Raw genomic sequence first — 23,747 nt, forward strand, 5'->3', positions numbered from 1 at the left:
GATGAGATTTCCCAATTAGTAAGACCCCTTGAAGACGACGAGGTTGATAGGTTCGGGGTGGAAGCACAGTAATGTGTGGAGCTGACGAATACTAATAGGTCGAGGGCTTATCCTAATGAATATGAAGAAGCGTTTTAATCACTTTGCGGTCAGTTTTCAAGGTATAACCTTGTTTTAGGAACATACCGAAAGGTATGATATTTCCTGGAGCGATTCGAAGATGCTTAGCATCGGAAAATCATGTTTGGTGACGATGGCGGAGGGGTTCCACGCGTACCCATCCCGAACACGAACGTTAAGTCCTCCAGCGCCAATGGTACTTGGACCGCAGGGTCCCGGGAGAGTAGGACGTCGCCAAGCAAACACAGCCCACTGATGATTTCATCGGTGGGTTTTGTTTTATTCTTATGAGTATTTATAGCTGTCACATCTATTTTGAGAGAAATCTGTCTTCTAGATTGTTATTGCTGATTGCTATTAACTATAGGGAAAATAAAAAGAGCCATTAGTAGTATATATCTACTAGTGGCTCTTTAATTTGTCATATTAGTATGGGTTGGTTAAATGTTTTGCTATGCTTTGTAAATTGAGAACTCCTGTACCCCGAGTTTGATGAGCTTGTCATCCGAAATGCTAAGGGCTACTATGGTAGCATACCAGCGCGGTCCCAAGAACCAAATATGCCAAAATAGGAATTGTAGAGTAAATCCCATTGGAAGCCAAATGCTCATTACTCCAATAATTAAGGACCCAATAAGTGTTATATATAGGAGCACTTTTATCCAGTAGCGGAAGCCTACATATTGTTTCTCATACGGTAAGAAACCGATCCAAGGCAACCTGAATTGGAATCCCCAGCGTTTACGATAATGGTATCGATCGATTACAAATAAGGAACGTGGAATCACATAATGAATCCAAAATAATACGAGCAAGGCAAGTCCCCCATATGTGAGACCGATAAATCCATCTGCCCATAAGGCCGCCATCCACGCAGCGAATCCAAGTAAAATATAGACTCTGTTTACCCAAGGTCCATATTTGATCTTGCGCAGCAGCTTGTAATGATAAAATGTTCTTTCTTGTGGTGGCTGCATGGAATCACTCCTTTCACGCAGAGATTTAGAACAAGTATTATATCGGTTCTTCGACTGCTAGAATGAAGATATAGATTTAAATATCAGCTTTTAGATGAGTGCAGGCACCATTTGCCCATGTTGTGCATAGGATGCAGCCTGAGGAAAAATGGAGAACTATTTGAAAATAAGCTATGAAACTGTTTAATTTTCTATTAATCGGGCATGCTAGTATTATTGAAAATGTGTAAAGGTGGGATGGTCATGGATCGCCAGTCGGAGTCTTGCTGCATGATTTGCGGAGAAATGAAGTCGGAAGGCATTGTCGTTGTCCATCAATTTATATGTTCGGGCTGTGAACAAGAAATAGTTCGTACTGATGTTAAAGATGCGAAGTACCCTATTTTTATCGATCGAATGAGGAAATTATGGATGCAGCTTCAAGCTTAGTCATTTATGGTGAATGGTTTAAATAGTTGTTGTTAAATGCTTGTTTAGCATAATTATTGCTGTTAGCGGAGAGCCCCACTGGGCTCTTTTTCGTATGTGTTTCTTGTTTCTTGGTCCTTGCTAGGACAGGGAGATAGGGTACAATGGTTGTATCGAGTAACTAAATATACTTTTTTGGCATGTTAACAAAGGGGAAACTATGGGTAACGGTAATTCATATAATCGCCTCCCACTTGTAGAGGCGTTGCTTCGTTATGAAGGGCAGGGGCACGTATCGATGCATGTGCCTGGCCATAAAGATGGAGCGGCTTATGTTAGAGCCGCTGAACAAGAAGCTGATAGCGACAGGGCTGAGTTGTACCGACGCTATGCAGCACTGTTAAGACAGGACGTGACGGAGGTAGAAGGCACGGATGACCTGCATCAGGCGACTGGGCCTATACGTGAGGCGCAGGAGCTTGCTGCCGCTTGCTTTGGGGCGGAGGCGACGCATTTCCTTGTAGGGGGCAGCACAGCAGGCAATGTGGCGGCCCTTCTAACTTGCTGCTCTCAGCCGGGAGATATCGTACTTGTGCAGAGGAACGTGCATAAGTCTATTATTAACGGCTTGAAGCTTGCAGGAGCGCGGGCTATATTTGTAAGCCCGCGACAAGATCATGCTAGCGGTCTGCTCACAGCCCCATCCGTTGAGACGGTGGAGGCAGGGCTAATACAGTATCCACAAGCGAAGGCAGTGTTCCTCTGCAGCCCGAACTATTATGGGCTAGGCGTGGATATACAAGCCATGGCAGAAGCCGTGCATCGGCATGGTGTGCCTCTGCTTATCGATGAAGCCCATGGCGCGCATTATGGGCTCCATCCAGCATTGCCTCAATCTGCCCTTCAGTCAGGTGCCGACCTTGTCGTGCAGTCTACACATAAGATGCTGTTCGGGATGACTATGAGTGCGATGCTGCATGTCCAAGGCCCTCGTATTAACCGCGAGCGCTTGCAGCGTATGCTTGCTATGGTACAAAGCTCAAGCCCATCCTATCCATTAATGGCTTCACTGGATATGAGCCGACATTGGATTCAAACACAAGGTGAGGATGCATTTACGATGGGTCTAGAAGCCGTGAGCACTGTGCGTAAATTATTGCATGGGTTGAAGTCATTTGATGTTATAGACATGTCTAAGGAAAGTTCAGCAGCATATGAATCTCAAGATCCTTTTAAACTCGTTATACGAGATGTTACGGGTCAAATGACGGGGTATGAACTGCTTAATCAGCTGACTTTACATGGCGTTGTGGCAGAAATGGCGGACATGCAATATGTTGTTCTGTTATTTACACTAGCTAATTCGCAAGCTGACGCTGAAAAAATAATGGTAGCCCTTCGCAATTTGGATGATTATTTACAAAGTAATAGCTGCGTGGAGTTAATGTCTGAGTCATTGGATGAATTAGGGCCAGTTACTACTAATGGCTGTCATCCATTAATAGAAATGAACGATTATAATCAGGGTATATCTGAACCCGTTTCTTTCTCTATTTTTGAGGAAGACAAGCCTTCCTATAAGGTAAGCTTGGAACAATCTATAGGTAAGCAATCGGTAGAATCCGTTATTCCATATCCGCCTGGTATTCCACTTATATATGCAGGTGAGCGGATTACGAAGGCACATATTGATGAACTTCGCAAGCTAGCTCATGCTGGCGCCAAGTGCCAAGATGTAAGTGATCCACAGCTTAACAGCCTTATTGTATATGAAGATGGCCACAATGATGAGGATAGTCAATAGGAACCGCATTGGGTAAAGTGCATATGATATAAAAGGAGTAGTTTGGAATGATGAATCAAGGGCTATTTATCACGTTGGAAGGTGGAGAAGGGGCAGGCAAATCGACAGCAATTCGATTGCTGCAGCAGCAGCTAGAAGAGTTAGGTCAGTCTGTAGTTGTTACTCGCGAGCCAGGTGGTATTCACATTGCTGAGCGGATTCGCGAAGTGATTTTAGATAAAGAACATACAGCAATGGATGCTCGTACCGAGGCACTACTCTATGCGGCAGCCCGTCGCCAGCACCTGGTTGAAAAGGTTAAACCAGCCTTAGAAACAGGGTCAATTGTGCTGTGTGATCGCTTCGTAGATAGCAGCTTGGCTTATCAAGGGTATGCAAGAGGGCTTGGTGTTGATGCCGTGTGGGAGATTAATCGCTTTGCTATACATGATCTGATGCCTGATCTTACGTTTTGGTTGGATATTGATCCTGAAGCTGGGCTTGCACGAATCGCTGCTAATGCAGAGCGTGAGATTAATCGTCTGGATCAAGAGGGCTTCTCATTCCATGAACAGGTACGAGCAGGCTATCAACTTCTAGCTGAAAAGTATCCAGAACGAATTGTTCGCATAGATGCATCAGCGGAGCCGCAGGCGATTGCAACACAAATGTTAGATATTTTGCGCGTCCGAACAAGGAATTAAGGTTAATAATGTCTAATAAGTTCATGAGGCAGATATCGGTATAGCATGTGGAGTATATAAGAGCCTATATTAGGTAAATACCCACTACCAACTTATCTAGCTTAAGCCTCTTATGATAAAATATAAGGAGGATGACGGCATGAAGTTAATAGTCGCGGTTATTCAGGATAAAGACAGCAATCGTCTCAGTCGAGCTCTTGTCAAGGAAGGTTTTCGTGCGACCAAGCTGGCGAGTACTGGCGGATTTCTTCGCTCAGGCAACACGACGTTTATGATTGGTGTTGAAGATGAACAAATTGAAGCGGCGCTGCATGTCATCCGTTCGAACTGCAAAGTTCGGGATCAATTGGTTACTCCGGTTACGCCAATGAGCGGCACAACCGATTCTTATATGCCTATGCCTGTAGAGGTACAGGTTGGTGGAGCAACGGTGTTCGTCCTCCCTGTGGAGCGATTCGAGCATTTCTAAGGCGGTGAGATAAGTGAAGATAAATCCAGGTTTCCGTCCATTCGGTAAAGATATTCGTATGGGTGATCCAGCCCCAAAGCCTGTTGCCAGTAGATCTTTCTCAGATATGATGCAGCAGCAGGACGGCAATGCATCTAGAGATGAGCTGCAGCAGCGATTGCAAGATATTTATCGCCAAGGTGAGCGCTTAGGCAAGTCCATGACAGTACGTGAGCTGAGAATGTACCGAACGATGGTAAAGCGCTTCTTAGAGGATACGGTTCGGCGTGGAATCGGTATTCGTGAGGTAACGGGCTGGGACCGACGTGGACGCAGCAAGCGATATAAGATTATTGAAGAGATTGATACAGCATTATTGGAAATGGCGGAGCAATTATTGCAAACGGAAGAAGGCAAGATGCAGCTCCTGAATAAAGTTGGTGAAATTCGAGGAATGCTAATTAATCTGTCATTCTAGATTAGAGCAGTAATTATGTTATGTGTGCTGCTCTCACAGCAGCAAGGTATGGAAAGGAAACGGCATATGTCTTTTGAAACGATTCTTGGTCAAGAAAGAGCCAAGAAAATTGTTCAGCATGGGCTGCGTGCCGACAAGGTGTCCCATGCTTATTTATTTAGTGGACCAATCGGTACAGGACGTAAGTTATTTGCACAAACGTTTGCGAAGGCACTGTTCTGTGAGCGCCTACAGGATGACTGTTGTGACTCATGTTTATCATGCCGTAAGATCGATCATGGCAACCATCCAGATGTACATGTTATAGCGCCGGAAGGTCAGTCGATCAAAATTGATCAGATCCGAGGACTACAGCGAGAATTATCCTATCGAACTCAGGCAACGGGACGCAAGGTATATATTATGGAACAGGCTGATAAAATGACGGTTCAGGCAGCTAACAGCCTGCTAAAGTTTCTAGAGGAGCCGACAAGCCCTACAGTTGCCATTCTAATAACTGAAAATGGACAGGCTATGCTTCCTACCATTATTTCACGCTCGCAGCTGGTACCATTTACGCCACAGGCTCCACAAATGATGCTCCAGCGCTTAGTGGAGGAGGGTTATCCGGTTGCATTGGTGCGTACATCTGTACATTTGGTAAATGGATTGGATGCTGGCAGGGAATTATGCCAACAGAATTGGTTTGCAGAATTAAGAAACGTAATGTTACAATTAGGAAAGGAGTGCACATCTAAGCTAGGTACTGCACTTCTCATTGCACAACAGAAAGTATTCAAGACGGAACTTGCCGAGCACGCGGACATGCTCTTTGACTTGTTCCATCTTTGGTTTCGAGATATGCTAAATTACCAATTGAACCGACAAGACCATCTCATCTTCTCTGACCAAGTCGATACCATTAGCAAGATCGCATGGACGAAGTCGACTCAAGAATGGGTTCATGTGATGGATTCGGCAGCAGAGGCTCAGAAGCGATTGCGTGCAAACGTCAATCCGCAGCTGGTGTTTGAGCAGTTCCTGGTGGGTATGCAAGGAGGTACGTAATTGTATAATGTGGTCGGCGTCCGGTTTAAGCGAGCGGGCAAAATCTACTATTTCGACCCGGTTGAATGGCCTGTCCTGAAGGATCAGCATGTTATCGTCGAAACGGCGCGCGGCATCGAGTACGGCAAAGTAGTGATCGGTCCTAAGACGGTCGGCGAGAACGATGTGGTACTTCCACTGAAGAAAGTCATTCGCATTGCAACGGATACAGATGGAGAACTTGTTGATTCTAACCGGAAGGCAGCAAAAGATGCATTCGGCATTTGTATGGAAAAGATTAAGACCCATCAGTTGAAAATGAAGCTGGTGGATGTAGAATATACGTTTGATCGTAACAAAATCATCTTTTACTTTACAGCTGAGGGCCGTGTTGATTTTCGGGAGCTTGTCAAAGATTTGGCAAGTGTGTTCCGCACCCGAATTGAATTGAGACAGATTGGTGTTCGAGATGAGGCGAAGATGCTAGGTGGTATCGGTCCATGTGGGCGCGTATTATGCTGCTCGTCATGGCTTGGTGACTTTGAACCAGTTTCTATTAAAATGGCGAAAGACCAGAACTTATCGTTGAATCCTACTAAAATATCCGGTCTCTGTGGTCGACTCATGTGCTGCTTAAAGTATGAGCATGATAATTATGAAAGTGCAAAAGAAGAACTACCAACTGTAGGAAAACTTGTTGTCACTTCATTAGGGGACGGCAAAGTTGTTGGAATGAACGCAAGCGAACGCAAAGTGCACGTTCAGTTGTTTGAAATCGGCAAGGTAAAAGAACTATTGTTCGACGATGTTGTCGTCAAGTAACGATGATGAACTACGCATAGTGCTCTGGGGTGGGAACTTGGAGAAGAAAGATATTTTCGCACAAATACATGATTTGGAGACAAAGATGGGCAGTGTTCATGAAGAGCTTGGCTCATTGAAGATGATTGTGAAGGAACTTCTAGAAGAGAATCAACGTCTTCTTATGGAAAATGAGCAGCTGCGTAAAGTGCTGCAGCATGATCATCATGATTCTGAGCAGGCCTTGAAAGGCTCACAGCAATCCGTCCCTTCTACAATCGCTAATCTTCAGTCAGACGAACTGGGTAAAGATAATGTTGTCGGTGAAGGTTACGATAACTTGGCAAGATTGTATTATGAAGGCTTCCATATTTGCAATGTATATTACGGTCACTTGCGGACAGAAGGCGACTGTTTGTTCTGCCTTTCTTTCCTCAACAAATAAACAATGCCGTAGGTAAAGGAACATGGCGTTCCTCGGCCTACGGTTTTTGTGTATTGATAGGGATGTACGTACTGATTAACTACTTATGAAGGAGAAGCGCAATACAAATGACTGAAGATTCCGTTATGTTGGAGCCGTCTGAACGGCTAGATTATTTACTAACCCATGATATGCGTATTATTCAAAGCGATGAGGTATTTAGCTTTTCAATAGATGCAGTTCTACTGGCTCGATTTGTCTCTCTTCCTCCACGTGGCAGAGTACTTGATCTTTGTACAGGCAATGGGGTTATCCCATTATTACTTTCCACAAGAACATCAGCTCATATTGGTGGTATCGAGATTCAACCGCGTCTTGCGAATATGGCTCAGCGCAGTGTTCAGCTAAATGGTTTAGAGTCTCGTATTGAGATTAAGCAAGGGGACTTGAAGGAGCTAATGCCAGAAGGCGACAAGTCGTATTATGACTGTATAACGGTAAACCCGCCTTATATGCCGCTTACGACGGGCGAACCGAAGGAGAATGTCTACAAAGCGATGGCTCGACATGAACTTGGATGCACGCTTGAGGATGTTATTGCTTGTGCAGCAAGATTGCTGCAAACGGGTGGCAAGTTGGCGATGGTGCATCGACCAGCTCGGCTAACGGATATATTGGACCTGCTGCGCCGTTATAGATTAGAACCCAAACGCATCCGCTTTGTGCACTCTCGTATTGATACGGAAGCGAATATGGTGCTTGTAGAAGCAATTCGTAATGGCAAGCCTGATGTTCGTTTGCTGCCGCCACTGATCGTATATACTGATACCAACGAGTATGTTGAAGAATTAAACGATATTTATTATGGCAGACGTAGTGAATTGAGGAATGGTGATCATGAATAAAGAATGCACAATCCAAAATAGTTACTCGTCCAAGGATAGCAAGCAGGGTGAGCTGTACTTAGTCGCTACTCCTATAGGCAACTTGGAGGATATGACATACCGTGCTGTACGGATGCTGCAGGAAGCGGATTTAATTGCTGCAGAGGATACACGTGAAACGAGGAAACTGCTTTCTCACTTTGATATTCAAGGAAAGACCTTATACAGCTATCACGAGCATAACAAGGACGCGAGCGGTCCAGAACTAGTGAGACTCATGCAAGAAGGGCGCAAGTTAGCGCTTGTTAGTGATGCAGGTCTTCCGGCGATATCAGATCCTGGTGCAGATCTTGTACGACTCGCTATTGAAGCGGGAGTATCTGTTATTCCTATACCGGGTGCGAACGCAGCGCTCAGCGCGTTAATCGCTTCCGGGTTGCCTACCGATCGATTTACTTTTGTCGGATTCCTTCCACGCGATAAGAAACGCCAGGAGGAAATATTACAGTCTGTTCAACGGGATACAAGTACTTTGCTTTTCTATGAATCTCCTCATCGCATTGTAAAGACACTTGAGCGTATGCTTGAACAGCTGGGTGATCGTGAAATAGCAGTTGCAAGAGAGCTTACCAAGCGTTATGAGCAGTTTGTACGTGGATCAATTAGCTCTTGTCTGCGTCAATTTGAAGAAGTAGCCCCGATAGGTGAATGCTGTATTGTTGTACAGGGTGCAGTGGGGAAATGGGAGCTTCCACCGGAACAATCGTCATGGTGGGAATCGTTGTCTGTAGCTGAGCATGTAGCGCGCTACGAAGAAGAGCAGGGAGCAACGCATAAAGAAGCCATGAAGCTTGCAGCGAAGGATCGAGGGGTTTCCAGACGTGATATTTATCAGCAACTGCTGGCTGGAGAAGAGGCATAAGAATAAACAAGGGTATAGGATGATAATGTGGCAATGATAAATTCGATTGTCATGAAATAAAAGAGGGCTTAATTGTGAACGATTTGTGAACAATAAGTGAAAAAGCTAAAAAGTCTAGAGAAAAGCACTTATCCACGAATTTTCATAATGATTTTGAGTTATTTAGCGTCGTCTGAATGGGTTCATTTCTTCATATTTGCAAAAAAAGACGCCTTCACGGTGGGTTCAAAACCGTGAAGGCGCAAGGAAGATATGAAAAAGGTTAGAATTAACATATGTGATAAAACTATTATAACCTATTTTTTTTATTTTGTCACAGGTTGTGGAATATCAGAGATGCACTCGTGACAAACAATCTTACCTTTGAAGTATGTAACTTTTTCTGCATTACCACAGAAGATGCACGCAGGCTCATATTTCTTAAGCATGATGCGCTCACCATCTACATAAATTTCTAGCGCGTCTTTCTCACCGATTCCCAATGTCCGGCGTAGTTCAATTGGAATGACAACACGACCGAGTTCGTCGACCTTACGGACGATACCTGTTGACTTCATCATGAATCATCGCTCTCCTCTTTTAGAAACACATAATAGTGTCATTATTCGACAAATTTTGATGTTCTGTGCTTTATATCGTACCAACCATTCCCATATTAGTCAACATGCAAAATGATAGGTTCTTGTGTTAATTTATGGTTTTTATCATATTTTTAAGTTGATGGACGGGTAAAATGAGTCAATGAATTGAAATATCAGGAAATAAGAAGGTTAATAGTGCGAAAAATCAGGAACTGCAAGAATAATATGACAATTTTGTCGTAACGTCAACATTTATATGAGATTGTCGAATCTAGGCGCCAAATTACACAAGGAATCCCTAATTTGCACAAAGGAGGAACACGTCATGCACTCTTTATTAACAGAAGAGAAAGTATTTAAGGATCCAATTCATAATTATGTTCATGTTCAAGATAAGACTATCTGGGATCTTATTAATACGAAGGAGTTTCAAAGATTACGGCGGATACGTCAATTAGGGACGTCGTATTTCACTTTTCATGGAGCTGAGCATAGTCGGTTCTCTCATTCACTAGGTGTATATGAAATTACAAGACGCATTATCTCTCAGTTCGAACGCCAAAACTATGAGGATTGGTCTATGGAAGAACGGTTGGTCACGCTATGTGCGGCATTGCTGCACGATATTGGCCATGGCCCATTCTCTCATTCCATTGAGGAAGCGTTCGATGTTCATCATGAGGACTGGACTTGCCGTATTTTACTCGAAAATACTGAAGTACACCAAGTGCTAGAACAGGTTGAGAAAGGGTTCTCAAAACGAGTTGCTTCTATTATATGCAAAACATATCCAAATCCAATTGTAGTTGATCTGGTGACGGGTCCATTAGATGCAGATCGTATGGATTATCTGCTGCGGGATGCGTATTATACTGGTGTTCACTATGGTACGTTCGATCTTGATCGCATATTGCGAGTATTGCGACCATATAAGGGCAGAGTAGTCGTGAAAGAGAGCGGCATGCATGCGGTTGAACATTATTTAATGTCTCGCTATCAGATGTACTGGCAGGTGTATTTCCATCCCGTCACACGGAGCTCAGAACTTATGCTGCGCCTCATATTCCAGCGGGCTACAGAGTTGTATCGATCAGGATACCGTTTTAAATACTTTTTACCGCCGCTTGATTCCTTATTTGAAGGGACTCTTACCGCACAGCAATACGTGCAGCTGGATGAAGCATTTGTACAAACAATGTTTACGCAGTGGATGTCAGAAGAAGATGAGCGCTTAGCAGAGCTAAGTCAGCGGTTTATGGAACGTAAGCTGTACAAGTACGTGGAACTTGATGAAATGAAAGAATCGTACAAAACGCTTCTTCGTGAGCAATGGGAGCGAGTTGGCTTGGATCCTGACTATGATCTATGGTTTGATTATCCTACCGATATGCCGTATGATGTGTATCGCTCGGGTGAAGTTCCTTCTCAACAGCATATATTGCTGCTTGATCGCCAGTATGAACTAGTAGAATTGTCAAAGCGATCAGATATTGTACATTCGATTAGCGGCTTAAGACGAGGTAAGGCCTATATTTATTACCCGGTAGACAAGCTGATGCATGTAAGAGACAAGCTGTCTGAAGAAGCAAAGCAATTGCTTCGATTTGATCGACACATCAAATAAATACCCATTGTTCATCACGGAGAAACACAACGTAAAGGAGATCGTTCATGTTATTTGATACGCACACCCATTTAGACAATGATAAATTCAACGAAGATCGCCATGAGGTAATAACTCGTGCTTATGAGCAGGGCGTAACTCGTATGGTCAATATCGGATTCAATCGAGAAACGATCCCAACAACTATGGAGTTGGCTGAAAAGTATCCATTTATCTACGCAGCTGTTGGTTGGCATCCAGTAGATGCTGTTGATATGAAGCCAGAAGATATCGATTGGATCGCAAAGCTAACGGAACATGAAAAAGTAGTGGCTATCGGAGAGATCGGCTTAGACTACTATTGGGATACGTCTCCGAAAGATGTTCAACAGCGTGTGTTTCGTCAGCAAATCGGGCTAGCACGTGAGTTGAAACTACCTATTATTATTCATAACCGCGACGCGCATGAGGATGTTGTGCGTATACTAAAAGAAGAGAAGGCACATGAAGTCGGCGGAATTATGCACGCGTTCTCTGGCAGCTGGGAAACGGCCAAGCAATGCTTGGATATGAACTTCTATATTTCCTTTGGCGGTCCTGTAACCTTTAAAAATGCTAAACAGCCAAAAGAAGTGCTTAAACAGGTTCCAAATGATCGTTTATTAGTGGAAACAGATGCGCCTTATTTAACACCCCATCCATTCCGAGGCAAAAGAAATGAGTCCGCTTATGTTCGCTATGTAGCAGAGGTAGCTGCTGAGATTAAAAGTATGGAATTTGAAGAAATTTGCAAAATAACGACGGCTAATGCTCTAACATGTTTTGACATGTAATGAAAATCGATGAAAACAGTATGAAAAAAAGTTCTACGGCAAGAGATAAGTGGATTTCTTCAAGAAAAAGCCGAAATGTTACTTTTTTTTAATCATTTTTAACGAAAAACGGAATTGCGGGGAACTTTACAACTTTGTCATAAAAACGTTATGATGCTCACAGATATTCGAAACAACTTGAATAATATTCCAACTAACCAGTATCGCTGAGTCTCCAGTTATGGAGAGCGGGGGAACCAAAAGCTTGATGCGAGTGCCACGCATCGGTAGGATTGATTCCTTGGGGTGAATTGTGAATGGCCGAGCCATGAGCCGGGCATTTGCTTAGGGCGACTCTCATAGCCCGAACCCGACAGCTAACCTCGCAAGCGTTTGGAGAGAGGTCGCTCTTCTGAGTCCCTAAACGGTTATGTTTCGTTTGGGTCACCTATGAAGCCGTCACAGAGACACCTCTTGAGACAGGCTTCTTTTGTTATTTACGCCTCAAAAGCTTGCATAATAGTTACAGCAAGTTCATAGGTTGTAAGAAACAGGAGGTGAACTAGACCTTAGCTGCTAGTTGGTGTGGAGAGTTATGCAGCATAAACCTAGTAGGCTCTCTGCAAAAATACTTTATAGTCGCGTCAGATGTATCATGCACAACTCTCGACGGCGGGACTATGTAAGGAGGTCCGAGAAAGTGGGAAAACTCGTTCATAACGAACCCCATGAACCCCGATCATCCAGCAAGTCATTCGCAATGCGGTGGAAGCATGAAAATATGCGTATTATTTCAGTTATAACACTTATCGTTGTTGCTATAACAGTTGTTAGTTTTTTAGTCGGGTTCAGTTACGCAAAGAAATCCGTCTCCATCGTCATTGACGATGTTGAAAGACAGGTAGAGTCCCGTAAGCAGACGATTGGCCATGTTTTGGATGAGCATGCCATCGTTGTAGGTGCACATGATGAAGTGTCACCTAGATTGGATACGAAAGTAGAAGAGGGGTCACGCATTACGATTGAGCGTGCGCAGCCTATTAAAGTAACAGTAGACGGCAAGAGCAAGAAACTGTTTACGACTAAGGATGATGTAGGGGAAGCACTTCAATCGAATAAGATTCAGCTTAATAAAGCAGATAAGGTGTATCCAAGCCAAGATGCAGCCATCAAGCGCGACATGCATATCCGAGTTGTTCGTGTGAAGAAGGATATTGTGAAGCGTGAAATCAAAGTTCCTTATACGGTCGTTAAGAAAGCAGACTCGAATATGAAAAAGGGAACGAAGAAGACGGTTCAAAAGGGTAAAGCAGGACTTGTCGTTCAGCAGATTGAAAAGACGTATGAAGATGGTAAGCTCGTATATAAGAAGATGATTAATAAAGATGTAAAGACGAAAGCAGTTCCTCAAGTCATTACGTATGGAACGAAGAAAGTTCCTGAAGTATCTGTTTTATCGGCAGATGGAGATATCGAAGGCAATGTACTTAAAGATGGTGTTAACTTCGACTATAAGCGGAAGCTAGGCAATTTCCAATTGACTGCCTACACAGAAACGCCAGGATCGGCTGGGGCAACAACTGCCTCCGGTACCAAAGTAACCGCAGGGAGAACGATATCTGTTGACCCGAAGGTTATCCCGCTTGGCTGGTGGGTCTATATCGAAGGTATCGGTTTCCGTCGTGCTGAGGACACAGGCGGTGCCGTTAAAGGAAAGATTATAGACTTATACTTTGACAGCTCTAAGCAAGTAAATCGCTTCGGTCGTAAGAAAGGGTATACGGTATACATTATCGGCCCTGTGAAACCGGAGGCAAACTAAACGATACAGACTGCACGTCGCTGTAAAATGCAGCTGTTGATTTAACATATAGTAATTCACAACGGTTTATGTCATGCTAAGAAGAGGGGACTCCCTCTTCTTTTTTGCGTAAATGGAGTTGACAAAGGAAAGGGGTACTATTTGCTTGATTCGGGAACTAATAGTAGTGGAAGGCAGAGATGATACCGTTGCCATTAAGCGTGCCGTAGAGGCGGACACAATTGAGACTGGAGGCTCTGCACTCAATGAGATGACTTTCCGCAAAATTGCCCTCGCACAGGAGCGACGAGGTGTTATTATTTTTACCGATCCTGATTTTGCAGGTGAGCGGATTCGAAAGGCGATCGCAGCAAGAGTGCCTGGTTGCAAGCACGCCTTTATCACAAGAGACAAAGCAACAGCTAACGGAGATATTGGGGTGGAAAATGCCTCCCCTGAACATATAAGAGAAGCATTGTCCCGTGTAAAAAGTGAAATGGGAGCTTTCCAGGGTACAGTGTTGTCGTGGACCGATCTGATCGAAGCGGGATTAACCACACATCCTGGTTCTGCCGATCGCCGTATGCGGCTCGGGGAGCTGCTCGGTATTGGCTATTGCAATGCTAAGCAATTTTTAAAGCGTTGTACGGCATTCCAGATTAGTCGTGAAGAGTTCGAGGATGCTTTAACTCATTTGTATCGAGAGATTGAGCAAGCCAAGCATAAAGAAGAACAGTAGTAAGGGAAGTAAGAGAGGATGGCTGGGAATACAAGATGACGCGTTCAATGATGGATATCGCGACACCGTCGCGTACGAAAGAAATTATAAAAAAGCATGGATTTTCCTTTAAGAAAAGTTTGGGGCAGAATTTCCTTGTCGATATGAATATTATGCGCAGAATCGTTCAGTCTGCTGAACTGGATGACAAGACAGGCGCTTTGGAGATTGGTCCTGGTATTGGAGCATTAACCGAGCAGTTAGCTCGTGAAGCGGGCAAGGTTACAGCGGTTGAGATCGATCAGCGACTCATTCCGATCCTCGGTGAGGTAATGGAGCCGTATGCCAACGTGAGTGTTGTAAATAATGATGTTCTTAAGGTGAACCTATCGGCCTTATTCGAAGAGCAGTTCTCCGGTATGGAGAAGGTAAGTGTTGTAGCAAACCTGCCCTATTATGTGACAACGCCTATTATGATGAAATTGTTAGAAGAGCGATTGCCACTTAAAAATATCGTCGTGATGATCCAAAAAGAAGTCGCTGAACGTATGGCGGCGTCTCCAGGCAGCAAGGATTACGGTAGCTTAACGGTAGCTGTTCAATATTACAGCGAGCCGGAAATTGTATGCACGGTGCCTCATACCGTATTCATTCCGCAGCCGAACGTAGAATCAGCTGTTATTCGTCTAAAGGTTCGTGAAAATCCACCTGTACAAGTGAATGACGAAAAACTGTTCTTTGATGTGGTACAGGCTAGCTTCGCACAGCGCCGTAAAACGCTGTGGAACAACCTTAAAGCCCGTTATGGTGCTGAGGCAGGTATAGAAGGGCTTCAGGGAGCTCTTGAAACCACAGGAATTGATCCAAAGCGTCGAGGAGAGACATTGTCGCTTGAAGAGTTTGCGCGCCTTAGCGACGCTATTGGATCATTAATAAAGCAACCTGAATAGAAATAAACGGAGAACGCACAATGGGAGAGCAGTATCTGCTTATACCATTGTGCGTTTTTATTATGGCCATGAACCAAATCAAGCTCTTGCCCATACCATAGTCAAAGAGGTGATGAACCTATGAAGGTAGGAGACTTGGTCGTGCGCAAGTCCTACGGCGGAGATATTACATTTCGTGTAGAGCACGTTATGAACCAGATGACGGTCCTTAAAGGAACGGACTATCGCTTGATCGCAGATTCTCCGTTGAACGACCTCCTTACCGTGTCAGATACGACACTAAGGCGTCGCACAAGACAAGCGCAAATTAAGATGATCCAGTCGGTTGAATCAATCCAACAGCATCGCAAGCGCCAAACAGAACGCCGTAAGAATGATATCCAATCTTCAGAAACAACGAGCAAGGCCTCCTATTTTGAGATGCCAGGTAAAATTCTTCACTTGGATGGAGATGCTTCTTATTTACGTAAAAGTATGGCTGTATATCATCAACTGCGTGTACCTGCTGAAGGGCATTATGTACCAGAGTCAAAGATGTCCGATACTGTTGCACAGCTGCTTCCTCGTGTGAAGCCGGATATCATCGTTATTACAGGGCATGATGGTGTACTGAAGGGTTTGAAGCATCGCGATCTATACAGCCTGCAAAGCTACAAAAACTCGCAGCACTTCGTGAATGCTGTAAGAACGGCTCGACAATATGAGAAGCATTATGATTTGCTCAATATTGTTGCAGGGGCATGCCAGTCTCACTTTGAAGCATTACTGCAAGTTGGAGCTAACTTCGCCAGTTCGCCTGGACGTATTATGATACATGCGCTCGATCCTGTTTATGTAGCTGCTAAAGCAGCGTATACATCTGTGAAGGATACGGTACAGATGGCTGATATTACGCCGCATATGATTACTGGTATGGAGGGTCTGGGGGGAGTAGAGACAAGAGGCAGTTACCGAGTAGGTATGCCTAAGTGGAAAGACCTTTCAAGCTTGCAGGTTACTCCATCCATGATCTGAGTTAGGAATAGAACTAGTAGTCATCGGGCAAGCTACAAAATTGGATAAAAAATTTTATTGACATCAAAACATGGTTGTTGCTATAATTATTTGTTTAATTTGACATAACCTCTTTTGTTCGTTATAATAGGACAAGAAAAGAGGTGGTAGTACCAATGGCGAAAAACGCGCTTTTGGAAATACGACGCAATCTGGAATCTCACGTCGGTCAGAAGATTTTGCTTCGCGCAAATGGTGGCCGTCGCAAGACGATTGAGCGTACAGGCGTATTGGAAGAGACCTACCATTCTGTTTTTATTGTTAAGCTGGATGAGGAACAGAATGCGTTCAAACGAGTATCCTACAGCTATGCAGATATATTGACGGAGTCGGTAGAGATTACCGTCTGCGCAGATAACGGCGAATTAAAGATCGAATATATTCGCGGTTAGTATAACCCGTTTCAGTTGCAGCCCTTCTGGGCTGCTTTTTTTCTTATATATGGTGTGGTGACTTGGGTCAGCGCAACTAGCTTAACAATCCATACATAATGGTCGCATGGACGCGCAAACTAATACAGGAGGGTACGCTTACTCTGTTTGGCATACGGTATTAATACTTTTTTTATCCTGAGGGGGTTGTACCTTGAGTCGACGCAGGCGCAGTATCATGTCAGAAGAACTGAAGATTGAATTAGCTAAAGAGTTAGGTTTCTATGATACGGTGCAAAAGGAAGGTTGGGGAGGTATCCGGGCCAAGGATGCAGGCAATATGATCAAGCGAGCTATCCAAATGGCGGAGGAGGCAGCTGCACGTAAAGGATAATGGTTGGAGTGGAAGCGAGCCATGCCTCTTGAAAAAGAAGAGCGGGTTCGCTTTCGTTGTATGACAGGTCGTTGGGTAGGCTGTTCTCGAATGACTTGATTCGGAGAGTCTGTTATAATAACGAAAGCGATCCGTAGGATAAAGAAGGGTGAAGGCCGGTGAAAATATACGAGAAAGCGCCAGCTAAGATCAACTTGATGCTGGACGTATTGCGCAAGCGGGAAGATGGCTTCCATGAGGTCGAAATGGTCATGACGATGGTCGATTTGGCAGACCGATTGGAAATGGAGGAACTTCCGCGAGACACCATTATCATATCCAGCCAAGCAGGCTACATACCTCTTGATGAGAAGAATTTGGCTTTTCAAGCTGCTAAACTCATCAAGGAACGCTACGACGTCCGTAAGGGAGTATACATTCACTTGGATAAGCATATCCCCGTTGCAGCTGGACTTGCTGGTGGCAGTAGTGATGCAGCAGCAGCACTGCGAGGACTAAATCGATTGTGGCAACTCAATATTCCGCAAGAAGAGCTGTTGAAGCTAGGAGCTGAGCTTGGTTCGGATGTACCATTCTGTGTCACAGGCGGGACAGCAATTGCGCGCGGACGAGGTGAACAGTTAGAGCAGATCATCAATCCCCCGCAATGCTGGGTCATTCTAGCAAAGCCACCTATTAACGTATCTACGGCAGATGTGTACGGGAACTTCAAGGTAGATCGGATTAATAAGCATCCAAGCTTGGCTAATATGGTACAAGCGATTGAACAGCAATCTTTTGCAGATATATGTACGCATTTAGGTAATGTATTGGAAGATGTCACATTACCGATGCATCCTGAGGTACTGCAGCTCAAAGAAGCGATGATTCGACTTGGTGCTGATGGTGTATTGATGTCCGGAAGCGGGCCTACTGTGTTTGGACTTGTATCAAAAGAATCAAAAGTTGCAAGAATTTATAATGGGCTGCGCGGTTTCTGCAAAGAAGTGTATGCGGTGCGTATGCTTACGTAAGGTAAATGTTAGGTCATTTAAATATGTAAATAAATGAAAACGACAATGCGGTTTTCCTTGAAAAATAACGAACATTAATGTATTATACCGAATATAATATTCGGTTTTAGCGAGGAAGAACGTGATGAAAAAATTAAAGCGAAGTGCTCGTCTCGTGGAAATGACACAATATTTAATGTCCAATCCTCATACGCTTATTCCACTGACTACGTTTGCAGAGCGTTATGGTGCAGCAAAGTCTTCTATCAGTGAGGACTTGGGAATCATTAAAGAAGTGTGCGAGAGTGAAGGCACGGGTGAGCTGCTTACTTTAGCGGGTGCAGCAGGTGGAGTTAAGTTTATCCCGAAGTGCTCTAAAGAAAGAGCACTCGAACTTATCGAAGAGCTTTGTAACGAATTGCAGCAGCCAGATCGTATGCTGCCAGGTGGATACTATTACTTGACTGACATACTTGGCCAGCCGGGCTTAATGAATGAAATTGGACGGATGTTTGCTTCTGTATTTGCAGATCACGAGATCGATTGTGTGATGACAGTGGAGACAAAGGGCATTCCGATTGCATATGCAACTGCTGCTCATCTCAATTTGCCCGTTGTGCTTGTTAGACGAGATCATGTTGTGACGGAAGGTTCTGCTGTTAGCATTAATTATGTATCTGGCTCGCAGAAGAGCATTCATACGATGACGTTGGCTCGTCGTGCGCTGAAAGAGCGCTCACGTGTATTAGTTGTTGATGACTTTATGCGCGCAGGTGGAACGATAAACGGTATGATTGAGTTGCTCAAAGAATTCAATGCTACCGTAGCGGGTGTAGGTGTGCTTGTAGAGTCCAAGGACGTGACAAATGATGAACGTTTGCTGCATGATTATGTGTCGCTCATGCGTGTCGGAACAATTGATACAAGAACACGTCAGATGTCAGTGAAGCCTGGCAACTTGTTTGACAAGAATATGGAGTTTGGTACGGAAGAAGCTTAAACTATCCAAAGGAGAGTGTTTTAAGATGTCTCAACCGATTCATACAGTAGCAACATCGGATGCTCCGCAAGCTATTGGTCCTTATTCGCAAGCGGTTACTTATGGTGACCTGATTCTTACTTCAGGTCAGATTGCTTTGCGTCCAGATGGTTCGCTTGTAGAGGGCGGCATCGAAGAACAGACTCACCAAGTGTTTCAGAATCTGCAGGCGGTTCTACAGGAGGCAGGCTCTTCGTTCGATCGCGTACTAAAGGCGACCGTATTTTTGAAAGATATGAATCAATTTGCACAAGTGAATGCAATCTATGAAACTTATTTCGGTTCGCATAAGCCATCACGTTCAACCGTTGAGGTGGCGAGGCTGCCTAAAGATGTATTTGTCGAAATCGAATTGATTGCTACGAAGTGAATCGAACGCTGTCGAATTAATTAAAATCGGAATAAAAGTTCAAACAAAAGTTAATTTCTTGGCAAAATAAAGAAGGATTTTGTTTGCGCGTGTGGAATATTACACCAAGTCTTGTATGGAAAAAGGTGGTGAACACACGTGCAAATTACTGATGTTAGACTCCGCCGCGTCAACACTGAGGGGAGAATGAAAGCAATCGCATCAATTACGATCGATAACGAGTTTGTAGTTCATGACATTCGAGTTATCGACGGCAACAACGGAATGTTTGTGGCAATGCCTAGCAAACGAACGCCAGATGGCGAATTCCGCGACATTGCCCATCCTATATCTTCAGGAACTCGCGAAAAAATTCAAGCTGCGGTACTGGCTGAATATGAGCGTGCTGCAACAGAAGAGGAAGTTATTGAAGAGGGCGCTTAATCAAGGGAATATTTGGGGTTACAAAGAAAGAGGGCCAATCATGGGGCTCTCTTTTCTTTTTTGCTATAATAGGATATATTCTAGTATGGATACAGGAGCAGGAGGTCGGATACTTTGAAAAGAATGGCCATTGTGCTAGCCGCAGGACAAGGCAAGCGAATGAAGTCTAAATTGTATAAAGTTCTGCATCCGGTATGCGGAATGCCGATGGTTGGTCATGTTATGACGGCTGTTGAGCAAGTACAGTGTGAACGTAAGGTTGTCGTTGTAGGACATGGTGCAGAAGCCGTTCAAGGCTACGTGGGGGATCGAGCAGAATTCGTCCTTCAAGCCGAACAGCTTGGTACGGGTCACGCGGTCAAGCAAGCAAAGGCTCTTCTTGATGAAGAGCAAGGTACGACAATTGTGATCTGTGGTGATACACCGCTCGTTACATCTGTTACACTAGAGATGTTAATGAAGCTGCATCAAGAATCAGGCGCTTCGGCAACGATTTTGACGGCTGAACTGGATAATCCTCAAGGATATGGGCGTATTATTCGAGCAGAAGATGGTTCGGTCATGAAAATTGTTGAGCAGAAAGATGCGACAGAGCAAGAACAACTCGTTAACGAAATTAATACAGGTACGTATTGCTTCGATAATGCTAAGCTGTTTGCCGCGCTTGAACAGGTGACGAATGCGAATGCACAGCAAGAGTACTATTTGACAGATGTCATCGGCATCATGAAGGCGCAAGGTGATATTGTTCGTGCGTACTGCACGGCAGATGCTGGAGAGTCTATTGGAGTAAATGATCGCCTGGCTCTGTCTGAAGCAGAACGACTCATGAAAGAGCGTATCAATAAGCAGCATATGTTGAATGGGGTAACCATTATCGATCCAGCTCAGACGTATATTGAGTCTACTGTAAGCATTGGAGCAGATACGATTCTGTATCCTGGAACGATGCTTAAAGGCAATACAGTAATCGGTATTGATTCCACGATCGGTCCTAACGTCGAGATTGCAGATTCTACAATTGGTGATCGAGTGAGCGTGAAACAGTCTGTACTTACAGAGGCTGAGGTTGGGCATGACAGCTCAATTGGTCCGTATGCTTACTTGCGTCCAGGTTCACATATTGGACAAGACGTGAAGATAGGTGACTTCGTAGAAATCAAAAATGCGACAATAGATGATCATTCCAAAGTATCGCATCTTAGTTATATTGGCGATGCTAAGGTAGGCAAGAATGTAAACATTGGCTGTGGTGCAATAACCGTAAACTATGACGGATATAATAAATCCGTTACAGAGATTGGCGATGATGCTTTTGTAGGCAGCAATGTCAACTTGATTGCCCCTGTAACAGTCGGTAATGGTGCTTACGTCGTTGCTGGATCTACAATTACGCAAAATGTCGAAGACAATGATTTGGCGATTGCGCGTGAAAGACAAGTAAACAAGTCAGGTTATGCTGAGAAGCTTCGTTCTCGTGCGAAAGCGAAGAAAGCAAGAACAGATTCTTAATTGCTATTAGTAATAAGTAATTTTAAAATAAATTGAATTTAAACCAGCCGGAGGGTAAACAACGATTATGACGTATTGTGATTCCAAGCTGAAACTATTCACTTGTAACTCGAATCCTAAGCTAGCACAGCAAATTGCCGATTATATTGGTATTCCATTAGGAGATGCGAATACAAATAGCTTTAGTGATGGTGAGATCCAGACGAATTTGCATGAAAGTGTGCGCGGTTGCGACGTATATGTTGTCCAATCAACTTGTGCACCTGTAAACGATAACTTAATGGAACTTCTCGTCATGGTAGACGCGTTGAAGCGTGCTTCTGCAAAGAGCATCAACGTCGTTATTCCTTACTATGGCTATGCTCGTCAAGACCGTAAGGCACGTTCCCGTGATCCTATCACTGCGAAATTGGTTGCGAACTTGATCGAGACAGCAGGAGCTCATCGCGTCATTACGATGGATTTGCATGCTACACAGATTCAAGGATTCTTCGATATTCCGGTTGACCATTTGCTTGGTGTACCAATCTTGGCACAATACTTCCGCTCCAAACAAATGGAGAACGTTGTGGTTGTTTCTCCTGACCATGGTGGTGTTGTTCGTGCACGTAAATTGGCAGACTTCTTGAACGCTCCGCTTGCGATTATTGACAAGCGTCGTCCAGAGCCAAACGTGAGCGAAGTTATGAATATTATCGGAGATATTAAAGGCAAAACAGCTATCATTATCGATGATATTATCGATACAGCAGGTACAATTGTACTTGGTGCAAATGCACTTGTTGAAGCTGGTGTGAAAGAAGTTTATGCTGCTTGTACTCACCCTGTATTGTCAGGTCCTGCTATGCAGCGTATTGAAGACTCTCCATTTAAGGAAGTCGTTGTAACGGATACAATTCCGGTTACCCATCCGAACCCATCAAGTAAAATTCGCACGTTGTCTGTAGCTCCGCTTATGGGCGAAGCTATCATTCGTGTTCATGAAGAAATTTCGATCAGTAAATTGTTCGAGATTGAGTAATACCGTATAGGGATTTATTCCCATAGCAGAAGGGTTACATCAACCGGTTCATCATCGGTAGATGTAACCCTTGTCAGCATTCTCCAGTAGCTCCAATAGGAATCCCTTTAGGAGCTAGGGGATGCAAAATGCTTAGAAAGGTGAGAGAGCATGAAGTGGATTGTTGGACTCGGTAATCCGGGTGCAAAATATGTGAATACCCGCCATAATATTGGATTTATGGCGATCGATGAATTGGCAAGAAGATTCAATATTGAAGTGAAAGAAAATAAGTTTAAGGCTTTAATGGGAGAAGGACGTGTAGGTACGGAGAAGGTTGTATTAATCAAGCCGATGACGTATATGAATTTGTCAGGTGAATCGATCCGTGCTTATATGGATTTTTACAAAGCGAGTCTTGATGATTTTATCGTATTGTATGATGATATGGATACAGAGCTTGGAAAAGTACGTCTCCGCTATCAAGGTAGCGCAGGTGGACATAATGGGATTAAGTCTATTATTGCGCATACAGGGACGCAGTCCTTTAATCGAGTGCGTATGGGCATTTCCCGTCCGACGCCTGGGCGCGATATTGCGGATTATGTACTGGAAGCGTTTCCGAAGGCAGATGCTTCTCTATTGGAGCAGACTGTCGAGCGTACTTGTGACGCGGTACAATATGCATTAACCAATAGCTTTGAGCAGACGATGGCAAAATACAACGGTTAATCGGCTAATGATGGCAACTGTGGGGCATAATAGACGGTATATTGCGTTCTGAGGAGGCATATACATGTCGGTGAATTATGTTTGCGAGCATTGCCACTCGCTGCTAGGTCGACTAGAAGCAGCAATAGCAGATGATGAGAGGCTTGGATTCCATCAGCTCACGGAGGAGGAGCGCCGTCACTATGTTCAGCATCAAGAAGATGGCAACATAACGGTGCGAATGACATGTGATTTATGTCAGGAGGCTTATACCAGACATCCAGAACTAGCATTTCTAGCTTCTCCCCTTCAATAGTGATATGGCTTCGCCTATTTTCGTTAAGGTCGTTCTGCTAGCCTTGGCTAATTAGCCGAGGCTCTTTTGGTGCGAATGTCATAAGCATGTACCTATTGTTTATCCGTACTACAGCAAGATAGGCTT

At 44.2% G+C, this 23,747-nt stretch carries 28 protein-coding genes, 2 rRNA genes and 1 riboswitch; of the genes, 28 read left to right on the forward strand and 2 right to left on the reverse strand.

The genetic code is table 11. From position 1 onward, the window contains the following. Window positions 1–115, forward strand: a 23S ribosomal RNA gene (locus tag FPZ44_RS25530); the annotation flags it as partial. A gap of 128 nt (window positions 116–243) precedes the next feature. After that, window positions 244–360 (forward strand): 5S ribosomal RNA (gene rrf, locus FPZ44_RS25535). A 212-nt stretch (window positions 361–572) separates the two neighbouring features. Here rrf and FPZ44_RS25540 read toward each other — a convergent pair. Next, the gene (locus FPZ44_RS25540) at window positions 573–1,097 is read right to left on the reverse strand and encodes a hypothetical protein (RefSeq protein ID WP_144995372.1); all 525 of its coding nucleotides are present in this window, start codon (window positions 1,095–1,097) and stop codon (window positions 573–575) included. Window positions 1,098–1,340: 243 nt separating this feature from the next. Between FPZ44_RS25540 and FPZ44_RS25545 the strand changes: the two genes are divergently transcribed. The 10 genes from FPZ44_RS25545 to rsmI all read left to right on the forward strand — a co-directional run bounded on the left by FPZ44_RS25545 (window position 1,341) and on the right by rsmI (window position 8,975). Then, complete coding sequence (locus FPZ44_RS25545; protein WP_144995374.1) at window positions 1,341–1,526, forward strand: sigma factor G inhibitor Gin; 186 nt, start codon at window positions 1,341–1,343, stop codon at window positions 1,524–1,526. A 199-nt stretch (window positions 1,527–1,725) separates the two neighbouring features. Then, window positions 1,726–3,309, forward strand: coding sequence for an aminotransferase class I/II-fold pyridoxal phosphate-dependent enzyme (locus FPZ44_RS25550; protein WP_144995376.1), 1,584 nt, complete (start codon window positions 1,726–1,728; stop codon window positions 3,307–3,309). A 50-nt stretch (window positions 3,310–3,359) separates the two neighbouring features. Beyond that, window positions 3,360–3,992, forward strand: coding sequence for a dTMP kinase (gene tmk, locus FPZ44_RS25555; protein WP_144995477.1), 633 nt, complete (start codon window positions 3,360–3,362; stop codon window positions 3,990–3,992). Between the two features lie 139 nt (window positions 3,993–4,131). Beyond that, on the forward strand, window positions 4,132–4,461 hold the full coding sequence (locus tag FPZ44_RS25560; protein ID WP_144995378.1) for a cyclic-di-AMP receptor: 330 nt from the start codon (window positions 4,132–4,134) through the stop codon (window positions 4,459–4,461). A gap of 13 nt (window positions 4,462–4,474) precedes the next feature. Continuing rightward, entirely contained in the window at window positions 4,475–4,918 is a 444-nt protein-coding gene (locus FPZ44_RS25565) for a YaaR family protein (RefSeq protein WP_144995380.1), read from the forward strand. 66 nt (window positions 4,919–4,984) lie between these two features. After that, window positions 4,985–5,965 carry a DNA polymerase III subunit delta' gene (gene holB / locus FPZ44_RS25570; RefSeq protein WP_144995382.1) on the forward strand — a complete coding sequence of 327 codons (981 nt, stop codon included), beginning with the start codon at window positions 4,985–4,987 and terminating at the stop codon, window positions 5,963–5,965. Continuing rightward, window positions 5,966–6,766, forward strand: coding sequence for a PSP1 domain-containing protein (locus tag FPZ44_RS25575; protein WP_028595221.1), 801 nt, complete (start codon window positions 5,966–5,968; stop codon window positions 6,764–6,766). A 37-nt stretch (window positions 6,767–6,803) separates the two neighbouring features. Further along, window positions 6,804–7,190, forward strand: a complete 387-nt coding sequence (locus tag FPZ44_RS25580; RefSeq protein WP_144995384.1) for an initiation-control protein YabA — start codon at window positions 6,804–6,806, stop codon at window positions 7,188–7,190. 107 nt (window positions 7,191–7,297) lie between these two features. Beyond that, on the forward strand, window positions 7,298–8,074 hold the full coding sequence (locus FPZ44_RS25585; protein WP_144995386.1) for a tRNA1(Val) (adenine(37)-N6)-methyltransferase: 777 nt from the start codon (window positions 7,298–7,300) through the stop codon (window positions 8,072–8,074). Continuing rightward, window positions 8,067–8,975 (forward strand): 16S rRNA (cytidine(1402)-2'-O)-methyltransferase, encoded by a 909-nt coding sequence (gene rsmI / locus FPZ44_RS25590; protein ID WP_144995388.1) that lies wholly within the window; start codon window positions 8,067–8,069, stop codon window positions 8,973–8,975. Before FPZ44_RS25585 ends, rsmI begins: the two co-directional genes overlap by 8 nt. Before the next feature lie 305 nt (window positions 8,976–9,280). Here the strand turns inward: rsmI and FPZ44_RS25595 are convergent, their stop codons facing one another. Then, window positions 9,281–9,535 carry an AbrB/MazE/SpoVT family DNA-binding domain-containing protein gene (locus FPZ44_RS25595; protein ID WP_028595217.1) on the reverse strand — a complete coding sequence of 85 codons (255 nt, stop codon included), beginning with the start codon at window positions 9,533–9,535 and terminating at the stop codon, window positions 9,281–9,283. A gap of 346 nt (window positions 9,536–9,881) precedes the next feature. Between FPZ44_RS25595 and FPZ44_RS25600 the strand changes: the two genes are divergently transcribed. From FPZ44_RS25600 to FPZ44_RS25675, 16 genes are all read left to right on the forward strand, one after another. Next, window positions 9,882–11,180 carry an HD domain-containing protein gene (locus FPZ44_RS25600; protein ID WP_144995390.1) on the forward strand — a complete coding sequence of 433 codons (1,299 nt, stop codon included), beginning with the start codon at window positions 9,882–9,884 and terminating at the stop codon, window positions 11,178–11,180. Window positions 11,181–11,227: 47 nt separating this feature from the next. Then, the gene (locus tag FPZ44_RS25605; protein WP_144995392.1) at window positions 11,228–11,992 is read left to right on the forward strand and encodes a TatD family hydrolase; all 765 of its coding nucleotides are present in this window, start codon (window positions 11,228–11,230) and stop codon (window positions 11,990–11,992) included. Window positions 11,993–12,186: 194 nt separating this feature from the next. Next, a riboswitch (cyclic di-AMP (ydaO/yuaA leader) is annotated at window positions 12,187–12,379 on the forward strand. A gap of 292 nt (window positions 12,380–12,671) precedes the next feature. After that, window positions 12,672–13,793, forward strand: a complete 1,122-nt coding sequence (locus tag FPZ44_RS25610) for a 3D domain-containing protein (protein ID WP_144995394.1) — start codon at window positions 12,672–12,674, stop codon at window positions 13,791–13,793. Window positions 13,794–13,938: 145 nt separating this feature from the next. Further along, window positions 13,939–14,511 (forward strand): ribonuclease M5, encoded by a 573-nt coding sequence (gene rnmV / locus FPZ44_RS25615; protein ID WP_144995396.1) that lies wholly within the window; start codon window positions 13,939–13,941, stop codon window positions 14,509–14,511. A 35-nt stretch (window positions 14,512–14,546) separates the two neighbouring features. After that, window positions 14,547–15,440 (forward strand): 16S rRNA (adenine(1518)-N(6)/adenine(1519)-N(6))-dimethyltransferase RsmA, encoded by an 894-nt coding sequence (rsmA, locus tag FPZ44_RS25620; RefSeq protein ID WP_272482998.1) that lies wholly within the window; start codon window positions 14,547–14,549, stop codon window positions 15,438–15,440. A 120-nt stretch (window positions 15,441–15,560) separates the two neighbouring features. Then, complete coding sequence (yabG, locus tag FPZ44_RS25625) at window positions 15,561–16,454, forward strand: sporulation peptidase YabG (protein WP_144995398.1); 894 nt, start codon at window positions 15,561–15,563, stop codon at window positions 16,452–16,454. A 155-nt stretch (window positions 16,455–16,609) separates the two neighbouring features. After that, the gene (gene veg / locus FPZ44_RS25630) at window positions 16,610–16,885 is read left to right on the forward strand and encodes a biofilm formation stimulator Veg (RefSeq protein ID WP_144995400.1); all 276 of its coding nucleotides are present in this window, start codon (window positions 16,610–16,612) and stop codon (window positions 16,883–16,885) included. Window positions 16,886–17,078: 193 nt separating this feature from the next. Further along, entirely contained in the window at window positions 17,079–17,258 is a 180-nt protein-coding gene (locus FPZ44_RS25635; RefSeq protein ID WP_144995402.1) for a small, acid-soluble spore protein, alpha/beta type, read from the forward strand. A gap of 158 nt (window positions 17,259–17,416) precedes the next feature. Next, window positions 17,417–18,271, forward strand: coding sequence for a 4-(cytidine 5'-diphospho)-2-C-methyl-D-erythritol kinase (ispE, locus tag FPZ44_RS25640; protein ID WP_144995404.1), 855 nt, complete (start codon window positions 17,417–17,419; stop codon window positions 18,269–18,271). A 124-nt stretch (window positions 18,272–18,395) separates the two neighbouring features. Continuing rightward, the gene (gene purR, locus FPZ44_RS25645) at window positions 18,396–19,250 is read left to right on the forward strand and encodes a pur operon repressor (protein ID WP_144995406.1); all 855 of its coding nucleotides are present in this window, start codon (window positions 18,396–18,398) and stop codon (window positions 19,248–19,250) included. 25 nt (window positions 19,251–19,275) lie between these two features. Next, complete coding sequence (locus FPZ44_RS25650; RefSeq protein ID WP_144995408.1) at window positions 19,276–19,659, forward strand: RidA family protein; 384 nt, start codon at window positions 19,276–19,278, stop codon at window positions 19,657–19,659. 138 nt (window positions 19,660–19,797) lie between these two features. Further along, window positions 19,798–20,082, forward strand: coding sequence for a septation regulator SpoVG (gene spoVG, locus FPZ44_RS25655; RefSeq protein WP_028595205.1), 285 nt, complete (start codon window positions 19,798–19,800; stop codon window positions 20,080–20,082). Between the two features lie 114 nt (window positions 20,083–20,196). Continuing rightward, window positions 20,197–21,594, forward strand: coding sequence for a bifunctional UDP-N-acetylglucosamine diphosphorylase/glucosamine-1-phosphate N-acetyltransferase GlmU (gene glmU, locus FPZ44_RS25660; protein ID WP_144995410.1), 1,398 nt, complete (start codon window positions 20,197–20,199; stop codon window positions 21,592–21,594). A gap of 67 nt (window positions 21,595–21,661) precedes the next feature. Further along, entirely contained in the window at window positions 21,662–22,615 is a 954-nt protein-coding gene (locus FPZ44_RS25665) for a ribose-phosphate diphosphokinase (RefSeq protein ID WP_144995412.1), read from the forward strand. Window positions 22,616–22,765: 150 nt separating this feature from the next. Beyond that, the gene (pth, locus tag FPZ44_RS25670; protein WP_144995414.1) at window positions 22,766–23,326 is read left to right on the forward strand and encodes an aminoacyl-tRNA hydrolase; all 561 of its coding nucleotides are present in this window, start codon (window positions 22,766–22,768) and stop codon (window positions 23,324–23,326) included. Between the two features lie 64 nt (window positions 23,327–23,390). Further along, on the forward strand, window positions 23,391–23,621 hold the full coding sequence (locus FPZ44_RS25675) for an anti-sigma-F factor Fin (RefSeq protein ID WP_144995416.1): 231 nt from the start codon (window positions 23,391–23,393) through the stop codon (window positions 23,619–23,621). The last annotated feature ends 126 nt before the right edge of the window (window positions 23,622–23,747 follow it).

It is taken from the genome of Paenibacillus agilis, from assembly GCF_007786455.1.
Taxonomy (GTDB): Bacteria; Bacillota; Bacilli; order Paenibacillales; family Paenibacillaceae; genus Paenibacillus_B; species Paenibacillus_B agilis.